16 protein-coding genes are annotated in these 18610 nt (G+C 63.0%); 7 read left to right on the forward strand and 9 right to left on the reverse strand.

What is annotated here, in order from left to right; translation table 11 throughout:
• Positions 1-412: 412 nt before the first annotated feature.
• The 3 genes from J5X93_RS10470 to J5X93_RS10480 form a co-directional block, all read right to left on the reverse strand.
• On the reverse strand, positions 413-3952 hold the full coding sequence (locus J5X93_RS10470; protein ID WP_250034818.1) for an inverse autotransporter beta domain-containing protein: 3540 nt from the start codon (positions 3950-3952) through the stop codon (positions 413-415).
• A gap of 534 nt (positions 3953-4486) precedes the next feature.
• Entirely contained in the window at positions 4487-5242 is a 756-nt protein-coding gene (locus J5X93_RS10475; RefSeq protein WP_043215421.1) for a glucose 1-dehydrogenase, read from the reverse strand.
• 61 nt (positions 5243-5303) lie between these two features.
• Positions 5304-5807, reverse strand: a complete 504-nt coding sequence (locus J5X93_RS10480; protein WP_182941054.1) for a VOC family protein — start codon at positions 5805-5807, stop codon at positions 5304-5306.
• Between the two features lie 311 nt (positions 5808-6118).
• On the opposite strand from J5X93_RS10480, the gene J5X93_RS10485 reads away from it, so the two are divergent.
• Complete coding sequence (locus J5X93_RS10485; RefSeq protein WP_043215418.1) at positions 6119-6862, forward strand: hypothetical protein; 744 nt, start codon at positions 6119-6121, stop codon at positions 6860-6862.
• A 143-nt stretch (positions 6863-7005) separates the two neighbouring features.
• Here the strand turns inward: J5X93_RS10485 and J5X93_RS10490 are convergent, their stop codons facing one another.
• From J5X93_RS10490 to J5X93_RS10505, 4 genes are all read right to left on the reverse strand, one after another.
• The gene (locus tag J5X93_RS10490) at positions 7006-7158 is read right to left on the reverse strand and encodes a DUF3309 family protein (protein ID WP_043215415.1); all 153 of its coding nucleotides are present in this window, start codon (positions 7156-7158) and stop codon (positions 7006-7008) included.
• A gap of 109 nt (positions 7159-7267) precedes the next feature.
• The gene (locus tag J5X93_RS10495) at positions 7268-7810 is read right to left on the reverse strand and encodes a WCX domain-containing protein (protein ID WP_182941051.1); all 543 of its coding nucleotides are present in this window, start codon (positions 7808-7810) and stop codon (positions 7268-7270) included.
• A 199-nt stretch (positions 7811-8009) separates the two neighbouring features.
• Complete coding sequence (locus tag J5X93_RS10500) at positions 8010-8918, reverse strand: LysR family transcriptional regulator (RefSeq protein ID WP_043215411.1); 909 nt, start codon at positions 8916-8918, stop codon at positions 8010-8012.
• A 61-nt stretch (positions 8919-8979) separates the two neighbouring features.
• Positions 8980-10404: an aminotransferase-like domain-containing protein gene (locus J5X93_RS10505; RefSeq protein WP_043215409.1), complete on the reverse strand. Its 1425-nt coding sequence runs from the start codon at positions 10402-10404 to the stop codon at positions 8980-8982.
• A 439-nt stretch (positions 10405-10843) separates the two neighbouring features.
• On the opposite strand from J5X93_RS10505, the gene J5X93_RS10510 reads away from it, so the two are divergent.
• Complete coding sequence (locus J5X93_RS10510) at positions 10844-12253, forward strand: amino acid permease (RefSeq protein ID WP_043215407.1); 1410 nt, start codon at positions 10844-10846, stop codon at positions 12251-12253.
• 51 nt (positions 12254-12304) lie between these two features.
• Here J5X93_RS10510 and J5X93_RS10515 read toward each other — a convergent pair whose 3' ends face one another.
• On the reverse strand, positions 12305-13054 hold the full coding sequence (locus J5X93_RS10515; protein ID WP_182818722.1) for a FecR domain-containing protein: 750 nt from the start codon (positions 13052-13054) through the stop codon (positions 12305-12307).
• A 73-nt stretch (positions 13055-13127) separates the two neighbouring features.
• Positions 13128-14048, reverse strand: coding sequence for an AraC family transcriptional regulator (locus J5X93_RS10520; RefSeq protein WP_090345752.1), 921 nt, complete (start codon positions 14046-14048; stop codon positions 13128-13130).
• A 102-nt stretch (positions 14049-14150) separates the two neighbouring features.
• Between J5X93_RS10520 and J5X93_RS10525 the strand changes: the two genes are divergently transcribed.
• The 5 genes from J5X93_RS10525 to J5X93_RS10545 are packed head-to-tail and all read left to right on the forward strand — an operon-like array spanning position 14151 to position 18595.
• Positions 14151-14711: a carboxymuconolactone decarboxylase family protein gene (locus J5X93_RS10525; protein ID WP_043215397.1), complete on the forward strand. Its 561-nt coding sequence runs from the start codon at positions 14151-14153 to the stop codon at positions 14709-14711.
• A gap of 48 nt (positions 14712-14759) precedes the next feature.
• Entirely contained in the window at positions 14760-15824 is a 1065-nt protein-coding gene (locus tag J5X93_RS10530; protein WP_043215394.1) for an acyl-CoA dehydrogenase family protein, read from the forward strand.
• Positions 15821-16648 (forward strand): ABC transporter ATP-binding protein, encoded by an 828-nt coding sequence (locus J5X93_RS10535; RefSeq protein ID WP_182941048.1) that lies wholly within the window; start codon positions 15821-15823, stop codon positions 16646-16648. Before J5X93_RS10530 ends, J5X93_RS10535 begins: the two co-directional genes overlap by 4 nt.
• A complete protein-coding gene (locus tag J5X93_RS10540) occupies positions 16635-17840 on the forward strand; it encodes an ABC transporter substrate-binding protein (RefSeq protein ID WP_090345761.1) in 1206 nt (401 codons plus the stop codon). Before J5X93_RS10535 ends, J5X93_RS10540 begins: the two co-directional genes overlap by 14 nt.
• Complete coding sequence (locus tag J5X93_RS10545; protein ID WP_182941045.1) at positions 17840-18595, forward strand: ABC transporter permease; 756 nt, start codon at positions 17840-17842, stop codon at positions 18593-18595. The genes J5X93_RS10540 and J5X93_RS10545 overlap by 1 nt, the downstream gene beginning before the upstream one ends.
• Positions 18596-18610: the final 15 nt, after the last annotated feature.

An 18610-nucleotide genomic window follows, 5' to 3' on the forward strand; every position in this document is an offset into this window, starting at 1 on the left:
CCAGAAAAGTTGCAGGAAGAAGTTGCCCCTGCTTTTTTATTGGGTTGATATGCCGGCGGGGTCATCCGCTCGGGCGATGCAGGCAAGTATCTGCAGCCCACAAAACGCGCGCGCTGCAGCGCCTGGGCGCTGAAATGCATGTGCCTTGTTGGTTGCAGGTTTGATATTCGAAGCTGTGAGGCGGAGAGTATGGGTGACGAAGCGGATCAATCTATAGGAAATATCCGAGGTTGTGGGGTGATAATCTTTCAAAGAGACTGCAGGGCGCAGGTGAAGGAATATTCTATGTCGGATCGTTGGTGAAACAAGGGCGCGGCATGCGTCAGTCAGCGGCGCAGGGAAATAAAGGCAAAGTCCTGACGTCTTGTACGCCAGGACTTGCAGGAGCGAAGAAGGTGTATTGGATTGTAAGTTAGTCGGGTCGTCCGTAATTATTCATGCATATGTAATAGCTTTTCTCGGTTATGTCGGCGGTTTTGTCCTCGCCTGAGCCTGCATGGTATAGCAGAGGTCCGCCCCCCAGCGACTTGGGGCCAATAACCCAATACCAATCAGGTTTGAAGTCAGTGTTCTTGAATTTGGATGAACCATTATCATATAGCCAAAGGCCAGATACACGATCTTTATGGCTTTTCGCAATGATGCCGTTTGCAAGCTCTAACCCTTTATCTTTGCAAGAGTTAACGGCTTGCGTAAATGTCAATTTATCATTGATGGGCATGTAGTACTTGGGTGTGAATTCATAAGTTAGTTCTTCGGTGCCCCTTTTTCGGATAAGCTTTATTTTCGCTGTATTTGCATTGGGCAGGCTTGTGACCTTGAATGATGTGCTGTTGAAGTTTGTTTTTGATAACCAGGTGGCTCCACTCTCGAGGGTCGCCTCATAGTCGCCCTTCGCGTCAAAAACATCGAAATAGATTTCTGCCCCTTTGAATAAAGGAGCCCTGAAAGGACGTATGCCGTTTAGTCGCCCGCCGGTTGTCGAAAAGACCTCCACGGATCTTCCTTCAAATAGGCTAATTGTAACCGTTTGGGACAGTGTCCCGATGTCGGCGCCGTTAAACGTTGGAACGATAGTATGGACGTCTACCAAATTTGACCGAAAAGTTGCGGTGTAAATACCATGCCGCCTTTCTCGAACTGGACCGATGAGCACATCCTTTTTTACCAAAGGACGTCCTTTGGAGTCGCTCTTGACCACAAATTCCAGTGCGTTCTCGATTCCGGTCATTAGCTGGTTGTGCTCATCCCTCGCCTCGAATTGGAGCTGGATGGTCGAATAATGGAGATATCCTGTAGTGTCCGATACCGTGAATGTAGAGTTACCGGGAGCAGGTGCAGCGCTGGTGATATAGATCTGCTTGGTCAAACTGACCAGACGTGTTTTCTTGTACAGCGGCGTCACGCTCCAAGTCCCAACCCAGGTTCCACTGAACTTGGCGGTGTAGACGCCCGGGGTGGTTTCTCGTTGATTCTCGGTAGTCAAGGCCACCACGCCTTTTCTATCGGTCACTTCGAATTCCAGGTCACCTGCGATGCCGGGTACAAGGTTGCCGTGGGCGTCCTTGGCCGTCAGCTTAAGCTCGAATTCCTCACCACTGCCTGCCACGATGGCGGTGGGATTCGCGATGAAATCGGAACTTCCGGCGTCCAGCGCGCCTGGCGTCAAGTCCACCTTGCCTTCGATGCCCAGGGTGATGCTGTCGAGGACTGGGCTTACGGTCCAGCTATCGGCTTTGGTACCACTGAGCTTCGCCTCATAGATGCCTGGCTTGGTTTCTGTCACGACGGTGATCGTGATACCTGCATCGCCGCCGCTACTATCTTTCGCGTTGAAGGACAGTTTGTCGGCTAGGTTTGTGACCGGGTTGTCTTCGGCATCTTTGGCAGTGAGCGTGAGGGTAGAGGTTTTGCTGCCGTCCGCGTCGATGGAATCGGGCGCAGCGACCAAGCGCGAGCGCTTGGCAGCAATCGGGCCGGTGGTCAGCGTCACGGTATCTTTGAGCGTGCCGAGGACGGCGCCTTGGTAATGGGGAAGGATGGTCCACACACCTGCTTTGGTCCCGGTAAGGCGAGCGGTATAGGCTCCCGGCTGGGTTTCGGTCACCTGGCTGATGGTGATACCCGTGCCTGGCGGGTTGCCACCGGCGTCTTGCACGACGAAGGCCAGCTGGCCGGCGAGGTCCGGCACTGGGTTGCCATCCGCATCGTTGGCCTTCAGTTCCAGCGTGACAGGGACGGTACCGCTGGTGTCGATGGTTTTGGGGGAGGCCGCGAAGGTCGAATTGCCTGCCTCAGGTACGCGGACCTTGACTGAGATCTTGGCCGCTACCAACGGAGTGCTCTGGTAGGACGGGGTCAGTGTCAGTGCCTCCGGCAGGGTGCCGGCGGTGACGGTCACTTCGTACATTCCGACCGATTTACGGCTGAAGTCCGAGACCTTGGTGCCGGTGCTGGCGGTGCCACGGGTCACGGCCAGGCTCAGGTCGCTCAGCGGCACGTCGATCAGGCCGTCCTGGGCGTCGCGCACGGTCAGGGTCAGCACCTGGGTGCTGTTGGTGGGCAGGATCGTATCCGCTGGCAGGAAGGTGCTGCGCGCGGCATCGAACACCGGCGCGTTGACCGTGACTTGTGTTTCGCTGCGGTTGGAGCGGTTGCCTTGCTTGTCCACGGCCACGCCATGCAGGGTGTAGGTGTTCACGGCCTGGGCACCGGTGCGGTATTGGGGCAGGGTCAGTTGATAGTCGCTGCCGCCCAGGTGCTCGATCTTGCCACCGGCCTGCAGCAAGGTGGCGGCGCTCCAGTCGATGCGCTCCAGGCCGTACTTGCTCTGCACTGTCACTTGCAAGGACTTGCGTTCGCCACTGGCCCCGGCCAGCTGGCGGGCGACGTTCAGGCGAATGACTTCTTTCTTGCGGTATTCGAGCACGATGTTGTTGTTGCGCTCGACCAGGTCGTAGCGGCTGCCGGCCAGGGTGCGCATGGCGGCGACGCGGCTTGGGTCTACCTGCTTGCTCCAGTCTTCGCCCAGGCGCCAGTTGAACTGCATGCCGAACTGGGTATCGCTGGCACCGGCGTTACCCCGACGTTGCTCCGCGCTGAGGGAGACTAGTGGGATCGGGGTGTAGGTGACGCCGGTGGTGATGGCGTGCGGGTTTTTCTTGCGGTTGTCCTTGCCGAACAGGCCGACTTCGCTGCCGTAGTATTTCTCGTAGGTCAGCTTGCCGCCCAATTGCGGCATGGAGGGCAGCCAGCCTTCGGCGCGCACGTCCCAGCCGTTGGCTGGACGCTCTTGGTAGTCGTCCAGGTCCGGCGAGGTGCGCCAGCTGCTCAGGCGGTGGTAGCCGTTGGCGCTGAGCTTGAGGTAGTCGCGCCAGTACTCAACGCCCACGCCCAGGCGCGAGTGGCTGCGCGAGAGGTCGTGATCGAAGAAGGTGTTGGCGCCGAGCATGTAGCCATCGTTGAAACGACGCACGCCCACACCCAGGTTGGCCTGGTTGCGGTCGTCGGTGCGATGGATGCTGCCTTGGGTGAAGAGCAGGTGTTTCTGTTCGTCCCGGACCGGCAGCAGCAAGTCGAGGGAGGAGCTGGCCAGGGAGAGCTTGTCGTCGACGTCGATCTGCACGCGGGCGGTGCCGAAGCGGCTCAACCATGCCTGAGCCTGGCCGCTGGCCTCGCTCGCCGCCATGCCACGGGCCATGGACGAGGCGGCGTCGGCCTTGTTGACGTCCGAGGTGAGGAAGTTGGCGGTGCCGTTGGCCAGGCTGGCGGCCTTGCGGGCCTGTTCTTCGTCCTGGTTGTCCAGCGTCTCGCGGGTCACACCGTTGGAATTGAGCTCCGGCAAGGGCATGCGCTGTGCGCTGAGTGCTTCCAGACGGTCACTGTCGGCACCGGCGTGGGTGGAGGTAAGAGCAACGGTCAACGGCAAGGTGGCCTGGATGGCGATGTTCATCCAGGTCAATGTTCGAGTGGTAGATGACAGTTGCGAGGGGACACGTTTAATCATTAGAGGTTCCGAAAGTTCTCCGAACGCCGAGTACAGGCGAACGCCTGCATCACCCGCCGTGAATTACAAACGGCAAGGAAAGTTGCAGGGGAAACTTCGCCCCTGACTTTCTATCGGGTTGATGAGCCAGCGTTGTTATTCGCCATGGCGATGCAGGCAAATATCTGGAACCCACAAAAAACAAGCTATCCAGCGATGCGGCGTCGAACTTGAAGTGTCTTGTGAGTTACAGGTCTGTTAGTCGAAAGACCGCAGACACGTTAGGCGTTGGAGTATTCGAAGAGTACGGGACGAACCGGCTGGAACTGTGGGAATGATCCACTTTTGTTGAATTTGATAACTTTTGGAAGTGGAGGTGTAGGGCAACGCTATAGGTGGCGGTGAAGGGGCTGAAATAGGCGGGTGAAGTTGCCTTACTCAGCATAGGGCGGGGTAACTGTAAGTGCCTGGGCGCGCAGCGCGCACCCAGGGGTTGGACTCTCAGCCAAAGGAAGTACCAGCGAGCATCCCGCCGTCGATGATGAACTCGGAGCCGGTGCAATAGCTGGACTCGTCACTGGCCAGGAACAGCACCAGGTTGGCCACTTCCTCGGGCTGGCCGATACGCGGAATCGGCAGGCCTTTGTAGACCTGCGCCGGGTCGAAATCGGCCATTTCCGGTGGACGTGACATGACTGTGTCGATGCCGCCCGGGTGCACCGAGTTGACCCGGATCCCCGAGGCGCCCAGCTCCAGGGCGGCTGCCTTGGTCATGCCGCGCACGGCGAACTTGCTCGAGGAGTAGGCCGTGCCATAGGCCACGCCTTCCATGCCGGCGGTGGAGGACACGTTGACGATCGAGCCGCCGCCGGCCTGGCGCATGGCTGCCAGCACCGATTTCATGCCTAGCCAGCAGCCAACCTGGTTGACCTCGATCACCCGCCGGTAGTCCTCCAGCGAGCAGTGCTCCAGCGGCGCCATGCGCAGGATGGCGGCGTTGTTGACCAGCACATCGAGTTTGCCGAACTGCGCCTGGGTCACCTCGACCGCCGCCTGCCACTGCTCGGGCTGGGTGACGTCCAGCGGTTGGAAGCGCACGGCATCACCCAATTCGGCGGCCAAGGCCCGGCCTTCGGCTTCCAGTACATCGGCGATCACAACTTTTGCTCCCTCGGCGACGAAACGCCGAGCTTCTGCTGCGCCCTGGCCGCGTGCGGCACCGGTGATCAGGGCGACTTTGCCTGCCAATCGACTCATCGTGTAGCTCCTTTTGTTGTTATCAAAGGGCCCCGGTGCTCGCACCGGAGCAGGGGAATGCTCAGCCGGCGAACACCCGCACTGGCTGCTCGCCATTCCACTCGCGGGTTTGAGCGATGCCGTGGTCGATCATCTGGCGCAGGCCTGCGCCTTCGATGACTTCGAACAGCACGCCTGGCTCATTGGGGTTTTGCAGGTAGCAGACGCGGGTGGTGGCGTTGCCGGCTTGGAATACCGGTTGCAGCCCACGCTCGCGCAGGTTGGCGACGGCGCTGTCCAGCTCGTCCACCAGCCAGGCCATGTGGTGCAGGCCCCGGGCGTCGCGGTAAGGGGAGGGGCCGTCGCTGGTGGTGTGGATCAGCTCGATCTGCAGGCCGCCCTGATAGGCCAGGCCCACGTTCATGCGAACCTCCACGGCCTGGCCTTGATAGCTGCCCTCAAGCTGGACATCGCGAAACACCGTCCAAGGTCCGACGCCCAGTTGCAGCCAATGGTCGATGCTCTGGTCCAGGTCCTGGACCACGAATCCGAGCTGATCGAAGGCTTGCGGAGCAGGGTGGTGCATGGCGTGCGTCCTCTCTATGTCACGTATTTATTATTTTGTGTCGGCATAATGGCACAAAATAATAAATGTGTGTCATTTAGGCAACGAACTTCGTCGCCTCGCGACATGATCCGGCTGGGGGCCGCGCTGCAGCCCATCGCAGGCCTCCCCAGCTCCTACAAAATGCGACTTAGGCCGCAGTGGGATTAGGCGAAGCCAGCGATGGGACACCCGCAGCCCCACGTTTCTCGCCCTTGCCCCCGTCCCCGAACCTTGGCACCCTTTGCCGGCCATTGCGTATCGCCAATACAGCAACAAAAGGAACCGCCAAGGTGAGCTGGGAAAAAGTCGGGAAAGCCCTCGTGGGCGTGCTGGTCGTCGCGACCTCGGTTGCTGCGCTGTCTGTGGCGCTCAAGGACGACAGCGGTCTTGAGGCGCGTCTGACCTACGCCTACCTGACCTATCCGAGCCAATTCAGCGAACGCATCAGCACCACCAACGATCTGCTCAAGTACGAGCGCCTGCACGCCCAGGTGAGCGCCATCGGCAAAGGCGCGTTGAACCATCAGCAGGTCGACAAGCTGGTCGACCTGGCCCAGGCGCCTTACCTGCAACTGTTCGCCAAACCCTTCGAGGCGGGGTTGGTGGACCATCGCACCGGCCTGCTCATCGAGCTGCGCAACAAGGGCCAGACGCCGCTCAAGAACGTGCACATCCGTCTGCCAGCCAAGGGGCTGGTACAGATTCGCGACGACGCCGGCAACGACAACATCCTCCAGGCGCCGACCAGCACGATCGATATCGACGCGATCGGGCGGGAAGGGGCGTGCAAGGTGTGGGTGTACTTCGACTCCGACTACTCGCTGATTCGCCAGGGCGGGATCAGCATTCGCCATGCCGGCGGGGCGGCGGATGTGCAGGTGTACCGGGAATTGGTGGGGTTCCCGGCCTGGGTCGGGCGCTATAGCCGCGAGGTCAGTGTGCTGGTGGCGGGGCTGGCGGTGGCTGTGCTGGGGTTGTGTGCTGTGTGCCTGAGGCAGCGGCGCAAGCTGGCGCGTCTTCGCAAGGCTGTCTGATTCGCGGCGCCTGCTTCGCGGGTAAACCCGCTTCCACAAGGGCTGTTCCGAGCCCGCTTCTTGGGTGAGCCCACTCCCACGGGCACCAGCGCAAGCCGTGTGGGAGCGGGGTTACCCGCGAATTGGCCGCTACCGGCACACACTCATATGTAGCCGATCAACAACAATACCAACAGCACGACCAGCACCACGCCGATGATGCCGGAAGGGCCGTAGCCCCAGGCGCGAGAGTGGGGGAACACAGGCAAACCACCAATCAACAGCAGGATCAGGATGATGATGAGGATCGTGACCATGGTTGAATCCTTGCGTCAGTGGATGGGAAGGGGCCCGGCAATGTTGGCCTCTTGTTAAGTCCGACTGTTGCGTGAACGCAAAGATTCCATCGAATCCCGGATCTTCGCTTCAGGTGTTTTCCTCGTGCAGGTCCAGGCTCTGGCGCAGCAGCTCGAGCATGGCACTGCGCAGCGCCCCGGGCGCCTGAACGCGGATCGCGCCAGCCTGGGACAGCAGCCAGCCCATCAGCGTGGCGTTGTCCTGCACTGTGGCGGTGAGTTGGGCGCCGCCATCGGGCAGCGCGTTCAGGCGCATGTCCGCGGCCAAAGGCTGTCGTTGCAGGCGCAGGGCCAGGGCATCGTCGACCCAGGCCTGCAATTGCACCGATGGTGCGCTGGCCAGCTCGTTCGGTTGCAGAGGGCGAACCTCGCCCAGGGTCAGGCCCGGCTTCCAGTGCCAGCCATAGGGCATGCCTTTGGCATTGCATTGCAATGGGAACAGGGTCGCCAGTTCGTTGAGGTCGCGTTCGACCGTGCGCTTGGTGGTCTTGTGGCCGATCCTGGCCAGTGCCGCTTGTAATTGGGTGGCGCTCATGCCGGGGTGACGATGGGGCAGCAGGTTGAGCAGCTGCCATTGGCGAGCGACGGTGTGGCGGGTGGTATGGCTGGGCAACGCGGCATCCTTGTCGGGCAGTAGGCTGATCGCTCAGGTAGTGGCGATTGGCTATGCCGGGAAGCATACACAAGCTGACAGATCGGATCCAACTTGTGGCGATGGCGGCGGGGGCGATATGGGCTGAGGGTTTGGGGCCGTTGTGCGGCCCATCGAAGGCGTCCGCCAATTTCTAGGGGAGGCTACGCCGTCCTTGTGCTTACGCCAGGCTTTCGCACAGCCCCTCGATGAAGGCTTGCTCGGCCCTGCTCATGCGCTGGTCGCGGTTCCATAGCAGGTGCACATCCACGTCGGCGATGCCGTCGAGCGGCGGCAGTTTCCACAGCAGTCCGGCGGCCACGTCCTCCTGCACACCATGTTCGGGCAGGCAGCCGATGCCGAACCCGGCGATCACCAACCGGCGCACTTCCTCGAAGCTGGGCGAGGAGGCGACGATGCGGCCGGTGAAGCCTTGCTGGTCACGGAAGATGGTCAACGGCGAGAGCATGCCGCCGATCTGGTCGCTGCTGAAACTGACGAAATTCTCCTGCTTGAGGTTGCCCTCCAACTGCCCGAACAAGCGATGGTGCTTGCCGCAGAAAAATGCATAGCGCTGGCGCTGGAGCAGACGCTGCTCGAGGCGGGCATGGCGGTGGCGGCTCAGGCTCAGGCCGGCGGTGGCGGTCTTTTCCTGCAGCGCGGCGACGATGTCGGTGCTGCGCATCACCTCGATCTCCATCTCCACCCGCGGGTACTGCTGGTGAAAGCGCGCCAGGAAGTCATCGAAGCGCTGACAGCACAAGCGGCTGATCATCAGCAGGCGTACCTTGCCGACCACCTCCGCGCTCGGCTGCTCCAGCAGCCCGCTGATCTGCGCGACCTGCCCATACACTTCGCCCGACAGCTCGAACAAGCGCTCGCCCACCTCGGTGAGCACGAAGCGTGGTCCGCGGCGGGCGATCAGCGGGCGACCGAGCTGCTCTTCCAGGCGCTTGAGCGCCTGGCTCACCGCCGGTTGGGTCAGGTGCAGGCGCGCTGCGGCGCGGCTGATGGAGAGCTCCTGGCCGATCACCCGGAAGGTGCGCAGCAGGTTCCAGTCGAGGCGGTCGTTGAAGGGGCGGTTGGGCATGGTGGGGTTCGATGATCAACGGGAGAGACTTGAGTTTAGCGGCGCGTGGCAGGGCCGGGGGCTACAGCCCGCCCCGGCGCACATGCTTGACCAGCACCTTCTCCAGCAATTCCCACATGGCCGGCTCGGTGCTGAAGGCCACGTTGAAGCGCATCCAGCCGGTGGCCTTGGCGTCGACCATGAACAACTGGCCGGGCCCGAGCATGATGCCTTGCTCCAAGGCATCGTCCAGCAGCGCGGCGCTGTCCGGGATGGCGGGATGGCGGGTCCAGATGTACATGCCTTCGTCGGACTCGGTGAACAGCTCGAAGCCCAGCCGATGCAGGTGCCGGCCAACTTCCTGGTGGGCTTCGGCCAGGCGTTGGCGCAGGCGCTTGAGGTGCTTGCGCCAGCGGCCGTCGATGATGGCTGCATACACCACGCGCTCCATCACCTGGGAGGTGGTGAGCCCAGAGCGCATCTTCAAGTGCAGCAGCTGTTGCATGAGTTCAGGGTTTGCCAGCAGGTAGCCGACCCGCACATTAGGCGAGATGCTCTTGGAGTAGCTGCCCACGTACACCACCTGTTGCAGGTGATCGAGGCTGGCAAGGCAAGGTTGCGGCTCGGCGATCATGTCGGCGTACAGGTTGTTCTCCACCAGACGCAAGCCATGGCGGGTGGCCAGTTGCAGCAGGCGATGCAACTGGGGCAGAGGTGTACGCGAACAGGTGGGGCTGTGCAGGTGCGGCTGGGTGAAGAACGCCGTGGGTCGGTGATGGGCGAGCAGGCGCTCCAGGTGGTCCAGGTCGTAGCCGGCCGGGGTGCGCGGCACGCCCAGCAGGGTTGCGCCCTGGGTGCGCAGGATACTCATCAGGTTGGGGTAGCCGGGGTCGTCCACCAGCACCACATCGCCTGGACGTACCAGGGTGCGCACGGCCAGGTCCAAGGCTTGGCTGGCGCCGTGGGTGAGCATCAACTGTGCAGGATTGGCGACGATCGACAGCTCTTGTTGCAGGTTCTGCGCGGTCAGCACACGCAGCTCGGGCAGGCCCATGGGGTCGCCATAGCCGGACAGTTCCAGGGGGCTGCCGGCCACCTGGCGCAGGCCACGACGCAGGCCGTCTTCGTACATCCAGTCGTTGGGTAGCCAGCCGCAGCCGGGTTTGTAAGGCAACTGGCGGGTTTCGAAGATCTGTTGCAGATACCACTCGGAGTTGAACGTCGGCCGGGTGGTGTCGGCCTCCTGATGCTGGGTGTCGAGCAACTCGCTCGCTGCACGGTTGACGAAGAACCCCGCGTTGCCGCGACTGACCAGCAGGCCTTGGGCCACCAAGCGGTCATAGGCTTCGACCACGGTGAACGTGCTCACCGAGTAGGTGGCGGCGAAGGCGCGGATCGACGGCACCTTGGCGCCAGGCTTGAGGGTCTGCTTGTCGATCAGCTCGCGCAATCCATCGATGATCTGGTTGACCAGCGGCGTGGAAGAGTCGGGGTGTAGTTGCAGCATTCGGGTGCCTTCAGGGGTGCGTATCGCCAAGCGCCTGCAGGGTGTTGCGGGTGTATTGCATTGGCGGCCTGTACAGTGCAGTGCGTATTTCGTGCCACTGTGCATGGCTCTGGGTGGCAGACATTTTTACATTACGTGTCAGTTATCGCCACCAGCGTACATGTCAGCGTCATGCACAATCACAAATTCGCTGCTTTGCCGTCGAGGTTTGCCTCGCACCTTCATTTCGTCGCACCGAGCCGTTGCCGCTCGGCCAGCACAGGTTTCAGTTCGTCCGGGGGCCAGCCTTCGGACGCGTAAGCAGGCCGCCATGGAAGGCCTGCGTGTGCCCCAGAGCACACCTTCCTGCCCGCATAAGTACTGATGTTAGGTGAGACCGATAGCCATCGGGGTTTCACAGTTTTTCCTTGGATAAAAAGAAGCACGGGGTACACAACTGATGGACGCAACATCCACATCCACCACCGCGAAGGGAGCGCACGAGAGCAAACTCAGTGCCTCGCTCAAGTCGCGCCACCTGACGATGATGTCGATCGCCGGGGTTATCGGCGGCGCCTTGTTCGTCGGTTCCGGCAGCGTGATCCACAGCGCCGGACCGGCTGCGGTCCTGGCCTACCTGGCCGGCGGCATCCTGGTGGTGCTGATCATGCGCATGCTCGGCGAGATGGCGACTTCCTCGCCGGACACTGGCTCGTTCTCCACTTACGCCGATCGCGCCATCGGCCGCTGGGCCGGTTTCACCATCGGCTGGCTGTACTGGTGGTACTGGGTCATCCTGATGGCCTGGGAAGCCTACGTGGCGGGCAAGATCCTGCATGGCTGGTTCCCTGGCGTCAGTGTCAACGTGTTCGTGCTGGCCACGACCTTGGTGCTGATCACGGTCAACTTCTTCAACGTCAAGCACTACGGCGAGTTCGAGTTCTGGTTCGCGCTGATCAAGGTGGTGGCGATCGTCTGCTTCCTGACCGTGTGCACCGCGGCGGTGTTCAACATCTGGCAGTTCGGTGAAGTGCGTGGCATGAGCCACCTGACCGCCGAAGGCTTCATGCCCAATGGCATCACCACGGTGATCGGAGCGCTGCTGGGGGTAATGTTCGCCTTCCTGGGCGCGGAGATCGTGACCATCGCGGCGTCCGAAGCCAAGGATCCGTCCACCCAGATCGTCAAGGCGACCAACTCGGTGGTCTGGCGTGTGTGCCTGTTCTATGTGGGTTCGATCTTCCTGATCGTCTGTCTGGTGCCGTGGAACGACCCGCACCTGGGTGAGTCCGGCTACGGCGCCTACCGTCGTACCCTGGAGCTGCTGGGTGTGCCGTACGCCGAGCTGTTGATGAACTTCGTGGTGCTGACCTCGGTGAGCAGCTGCCTGATCTCCGGCCACTACACCGCCTCGCGCATGCTGTTCTCCCTGGGCCAGCGTGGCGATGCACCGTCGATGTTCAAGATCACCCGCGCCGGTACCGGCGTGCCGGTGTACGCGATCATGGGCTCGTGCGTGGTGGCGATCTTCTGCGCGCTGATCAACTTCAGCGAGACCCTGCGTCCGAAGGACGTGCTGGAAACCCTGATGAACACCACCGGCATGATTGCCCTGCTGGTGTACCTGGTGATCGCCTTCTCGCAGCTGCGCATGCGTCGCAAGCTGCAGGCCGAAGGCAAGGAGATCCGCCTGAAGATGTGGCTGTTCCCGTGGCTGACCTACCTGGTGATCGCCTTCATCGTGGCGGCCCTGGTGACCATGGCGTTCATGCCTGACTACCAGATCCTGGTGATCTCCACCGGTATCGCTGCGGCCATCGTGGTGGCCATGGGCGTGGTGCACCAGATCCGTACCGGCAACCGCCACTAAGGCGTTCTTGCTGCATGACGCGGCCGGCTCCCCTCGGGGACCCGGCCGTTTTCATTTTTGCGTGTCCGACCGGCTCACCACGGTCAGCCAGCGGGTGTAGGTGTCTACTTTGATGGGCAGCTCGGCGCGCAGCTCGGCCAGGGCCTGGTCGCTGTCGTCCAAGGGCAGGTCGCGCCAGACCCGCAGGCCTTGTAACGCCTCGGCGTCGAACCACAGCAATCCCTGACGGTGACGGGCCAGGCGCTCCAGGGTCTCGCTCAGGGGCTGGCCGTCTGCGGGCAGGCGCTGCAGATGCCAGGCCGCCTGCAAGGTGCCGCTGTCCACGCTCCCCAGGGTGCCGGGGCCGCTGGCCTCCAAGCGCAAGTGCTGGCCTTCGTGCAATGACAAATGGCCGCTGTCGCCCTCGAGGTCGGCCTGGCCTCGCAGTACACTGACCTCGCTGACATCGCCCAGGCACTCGACGATCAATTGCCCCGCCAAGGGGCGCAAGGTGCCCTGGGGGGTGCTGATCCGAAAGGGGCGCGCATCGTCTGTGGCGATCTCGATCAATAGCTGGCCCTTGAGCAATTGCAGGTGCCGCTGGAGGGCATCGAATTCCACATCCACCGAAGAGCTGGCGTCGAGGGTCAGCAGGCTGCCGTCTTCGAGCTTGCGGGTCAGGCGGTGCTGGCTGTCGGTGGCAAGGTCGGCCAGCTCGAAGCCTTGGCCCATCCACGGAGAGGCGAGCAGGGCGGAGGCCGCCACCAGGGCCACAATGGCCAGGGGCAGGGCAAGGCGTGGAAACAGGCGGGGTGGGATCATGGGTGTGGGGCGTATTTCTGGCTGAGCTCAGTTCAAGCATAGCCCCCTGCGCAAGCCCAGGCCCTGCGCGGCGTCAGTGGTCTGGCGGGTCTTCGTGCTGGCGGCGATAGGCGCCGGGTTGCACGCCCACGGCCTTGGCGAACGCCCGGGTGAAGGCCGCCACCGATTGATACCCCACCTGGGCCCCGACTTGCTCCACGGTATTGCCGGCCTTGAGCAATTGACAGGCATGGCGCATGCGCAGCGCCAGCAGCACCTGGCCTGGCGATTGGCCGGCCAGATCGTTGAAGCGTTTGAAGAATGCCGATCGCGAAAGGCCCGTGCAGGCGGCCATGCTTTCCAGCGTCCATGCCTGGCCTGGGCTGGCGATCAGTTGCTCCAGCAGCGTGGCGAAGGCTGGCTGGCGGGCGAGGGCGACCAGCCCGTGCAAGGTCTCCCCGGCATGCACCTGCTGGCGCAACACGTACAGGAACAACAGATGAGTCAGGCGCTCGAGCAACGTCTGCGAGGGCGCGGGTGAGCGGCGGCACTCTGCCAGGATCAACTCGAACAACGCCCGCGCGGCATGCCCGGCCGGGTCATCGGCGCGCAGCAGGATCCAGTCGGCCAGGCCGTCGACGATCAGCGTCGACAGCCCCGATTGAAAGTGAAAGAACCCACACACCAACCCGACGCCTTCCTCGGCCTGGCTGTCCAGAGGCTGCATGGGCTGTCGCGGCTGAGCGCAGGCGCTGGCCGGGTCGGCATCGCTGGAAAGCCGGTAGCTCAGGTCGCGCAGCAGGAACACCGCATCGCCACGTTCCAGGCGCACGGCCTCGGGATGGCCGTCGACATGCAGCCAGCAATGCCCCTGCACCACCAGGTGGAAACTGGCTCGGCCCATCCCCTGGGTGCTGGCATGCCAGCCGCCACAGTAGCGGCCCACATGGAACAGGCTGGCATCGAGCTCCAGGCGCTCTAATAACCAATCGACAAGATGGCTGGATGAAATCATCTAATGCAAAGACTCAGGAGCAAGGAAAGGCGACTGATGAATATGGAGGGGAATTCTTATAACCAACAGACTATAAGCACACCTACCCAAGGAGACCACTCCATGACATCGCGCATTACTCTACACACTCTGCAAAGCGCCCCGGAAGCGGCACGGCCTTTCCTGGAAAACGCCCTGAAGAACTCAGGCTTCATCCCCAACTTGCTGGGCGTGCTGGCCAATGCGCCGGCGGCCTTGGAAACCTACGTGACTGTCTCGGCACTCAATGGCAAGGCCGAGCTGACCCTGGCTGAGCGCGAAGTGGTGCAGTTGATCGCCGCGACCGAGCATGGCTGCGACTTCTGCGTCGCCGGTCACACCGCTGTGGCGCTGAACAAGGCCAAGCTGCCTCAGGAAGTGGTCGACGCCCTGCGTGCCCGCGGCGAGCTGCCCAATGCCCGGTACGAAGCCCTGGCCGCGTTCACCCGCGAAGTGATCGCCACCCGTGGCAACGTCAGTGAGGCTACCTACGGCGCTCTGCGCGAGGCCGGCTACAGCGAAGGCAACGCCCTGGAAGCGATTCTCGGCGTGAGCCTCGCGACCCTGTGCAACTTTGCTAATGTGTTCGCCCAGACGCCGCTCAATGACGAGCTGGGCCAATACCGCTGGCAGCCTTCGGCCTGATCCGCCTGGTGCCGGCCTGGCCGGCGTTTCGAACAAAGGAGTAGGGACATGCTTGATTGCGCATTTCGACAATGGCTGGATGCCAATGCCGAAGCCATCGACCAGGGCCAGTGCGATCCGCACCTGGTACTGGCGCACATCGCCGAATCGCAGCTGCTGCGGGTCGGTATCGAGCCCGCCCTGGGCGGCTCGGGCGGGCGGGTCACCGACGCCGTCGAAGCCATCGCCGCCATCGCCAGTCGGTCCCTGGCCGCGGCCTTTGTCTGCTGGGGCCAACGCTCGTTCATCGAGTACCTGCTGCAGAGCCCCAACCAGGGCCTGCGCGAGCGGTTGCTGCCTAGCCTGCTCGCCGGTGAGCTGGCCGGTGCCACCGGCCTATCCAACGCCATGAAGTACCTGTCGGGCATCGAGGCCTTGCAAGTCTGCGCCCAGCCCGCGACAAACGGCTGGGCCCTCGACGGCCGTCTGCATTGGGTGACTAACCTGCGCAAAAGCGGCTTTGCCGTGGCTGCGGCGATCGAAGACGCCACCGGCGGCCCTCCGTTCGTGGTGGCAGTGCCTTCGAACCTGGCGGGCCTTGAGCGCTCCGACGACCTGGCGTTGATGGGCTTGCAGTCGAGCAACACCGCCGCGCTGGCATTCCATCAGGTAGCACTGGGGCGCGAGTGGCTGCTGCATGACAATGCCCGTGAGTTCCTGCCTAAAGTGCGTCCGGCGTTTCTGGCACTGCAGTGCGGCATGGCCATCGGCCTTGCGCGGCGTGCACTGGAGGAAGTGAGCGGGCACCTGCAGGGGCGCGGATCGTTCCTCGACGAGGCCCGGCAGGTACTGGCCGAGCGCTTGGAAAATACCGTGGACGAGCTCAAGCAGGGCTTGCTGGAAGGGCGCTTCACTCAGCAGCCGGCGGCGTTGTTCAAACTGCGCATCCTCCTAGCTGAAAGCGCAGCCGATGCCGTGCAGTTGGAACTGCAGGCCAGCGGCGGCAAGGCTTACCTCACCGCGTATGGCGAAGGTTTCGCCCGGCGCTGGCGCGAGTCGGCGTTCGTGCCCATCGTCACCCCGAGCCTGGTGCAATTGCGTGCCGAGCTGCAGCGTCAGGCGGCTGCAGCATGACCCAGGCGTTACTCCAAGCCCGCGACATCAGCCTGGGCTACCCTCGCGATGGCGGCTGGCAGACTGTACTGGAGCGCTTCGACCTGGCCCTGGCGCCGGGAGAAGTGGTCAGCATCCTGGGGCCCAGCGGAGTGGGCAAGTCCAGCCTGCTGCGCGTGATGGCCGGGTTGCAGCAACCTTGCGGCGGCAGCGTGACCCTGCACGGCGAGCCGTTGCACGGGCCGCACCCGCGTCTGGCCGTGGCGTTCCAGGACCCGAGTTTGCTGCCCTGGCTGAGCCTGGAGAAGAACGTCGCTTTCGGCCTGGACTTCGCCCGCCAGCCCAAACTCAATGCAGCCGAGCGACGCGCCCGTATCGACCATGCCATCGAGGCGGTGGGGCTGGACCACGCGCGCAACCAGTACCCCGCGCAGCTCTCCGGTGGCATGGCCCAGCGCACTGCGCTGGCCCGCTGCCTGGCGCGTCAGCCCCAGGTGCTGTTGCTCGATGAGCCCTTCGGCGCGTTGGACGAGGTGACCCGCGCCGACATGCAGCAACTGCTGCTGCAGCTGATCGCCACCCATCGCACGGCGGCGGTGCTGATCACCCACGATATCGACGAAGCCCTGCTGTTGTCCGATCGCGTGTTGCTACTGGGCGACCACCCGGCGCACATCCTCGGGCAATGGGCTGTCGACCTGCCGCAGCCACGGGCGCAGCGGGTCGAGGAGCTGGGCACGTTGCGTATCGAGATCCTCAAGACCCTACGGCGGGCGAGCCGCTGCCCAGACCCTGTTCCTTCTCCCTTGCCGCTGCCGTCGGAGGCTCGCCATGTGCATGGATGATTGCTGTTCTACTACTTCCCGTCGCGACTTCATCAAGCTCAGCGCCATGCTCACCGCGGCAGGCGCCTTGCCGCTGCTCTCGAGCTTGCAGGCGCGTGCCGCCAGCGAGCCGGACGCCCCGGTGCGCATTGGCTATCTGCCGATCACCGACGCCACGCCGTTGCTGGTGGCGCACAACAATGGCCTGTTCGAAGCCGAGGGCATCAAGGCCGAGCGTCCGGTGCTGCTGCGTAGCTGGGCCCAGGTGATCGAAGCGTTCATCTCGGGCCAGGTCAACGTGATCCACCTGCTTTCGCCGATGACCATCTGGGCTCGCTACGCCAGCCGAGTGCCGGCCAAGGTGGTGGCCTGGAACCACGTGGGCGGCTCGGGCCTGACCGTGGCGCCGGACATCACCGACATCAAGCAACTGGGTGGCAAGACCGTGGCGATCCCGTTCTGGTATTCGATCCATAACGTGGTGGTGCAGCAACTGCTGCAAGCCAATGGCCTTACACCGGTTTCCAAGCCGGCCAACGCGTCGCTGGCGGCCAACGAGGTCAATCTTTTGGTGCTGCCGCCGTCGGACATGCCGCCGGCCCTGGCCAGCAAGCGTATCGCCGGCTACATCGTCGCCGAGCCCTTCAATGCCCTGGCCGAGGACCTGAAGGTCGGACGCGTGCAGCGCTTTACCGGCGATGTGTGGCGTAACCATGCCTGCTGCGTGGTGTTCATGCACGAGCACGACCTGAACAACCGCCCCGAGTGGTCGCAGAAGGTGGTCAATGCCATCGTCAAGGCCCAGCTGTGGACCCGCGACCATCGGGCCGAGGCAGCCGCGCTGCTGTCGAAGGCCGGCCCCAACAAGTACACACCACATACCCCGCAGGTGCTCGCCAAGGTGTTGGCGCCGGCCGCAGAGGACCGCGCCGGTTATATCGCCAGCGGTGCGATCGCGCATCAGCAATGGGATGAGAAACGCATCGACTTCCAGCCGTATCCATTCCCCAGCTACACCGAAGCGCTGGTCAAGCACCTCAAAGGCACGCTGATCGAGGGCGACAGTGGCTTCCTGGCCGGGCTGGACCCGGCCCAGGTGGCGCGCGACCTGGTCGATGATCGCTTCGTGCGTACAGCCATCGAGGCGGCCGGTGGTTTGGCGGCGTTCGGCCAGCCCGACAGTTTCGAGCGCCATGAGGAGTTCGCCGTCTGATGGGCAAGTCTGTCATGCATGGCCTCCTGGGCCTGGCGGGGCTGTTGGGGCTGTTGCTGCTGTGGTGGGCGGGGGTGCAGGTGTTTGGCGAGGCCGACGGCCTTTCGGCGCGTTTTTCGCCCCAGGCCACGCTGGCCAGCCTGGTGCAATTGCTGGGCGAGGGCGAGGTCTATGGGCATGTCTGGGTCAGTCTCAAGCGCATCCTGGTGGGGCTGTTGCTGGCGCTATCGGTTGGCGTGCCCTTGGGCTTGCTGGTGGGCAGTTACCACCACCTGGAGGCTGCGACCACACCGGCGTTCCAGTTCCTGCGAATGATCTCGCCGCTGTCGTGGATGCCGGTGGTGGTGATGTTGATGGGGGTGGGCGACCAGCCGATCTATTTCCTGCTGGCTTTCGCCGCGCTGTGGCCGATCCTGCTCAACACCGCCGCAGGCGTGCGCCAGCTCGATCCGCGCTGGTTGCAGTTGTCCCGTAGCCTGAGCGCCACGCGCTGGGAAACCTTGTGCAAGGTGATCATCCCTGGGGTGATCGGCCATGTGCTGACCGGTGTGCGTCTGGCGATCGGCATCCTGTGGATCGTGCTGGTGCCGTGCGAGATGCTTGGGGTCAGCGCAGGGCTAGGCTATTTCATCCTCGATACGCGTGACCGGCTGGCCTATTCGGAGCTGATGGCCATGGTGCTGCTGATCGGTGCGCTGGGGTTCATGCTCGATGCACTGGCCCGTGGGCTGCATCGGCGGTGGGTACACGCCTGAAATCGCCGGGACCGC

Source organism: Pseudomonas sp. BYT-1 (genome assembly GCF_023611805.1).
In the GTDB taxonomy this organism is placed as follows: Bacteria; Pseudomonadota; Gammaproteobacteria; order Pseudomonadales; family Pseudomonadaceae; genus Aquipseudomonas; species Aquipseudomonas guariconensis.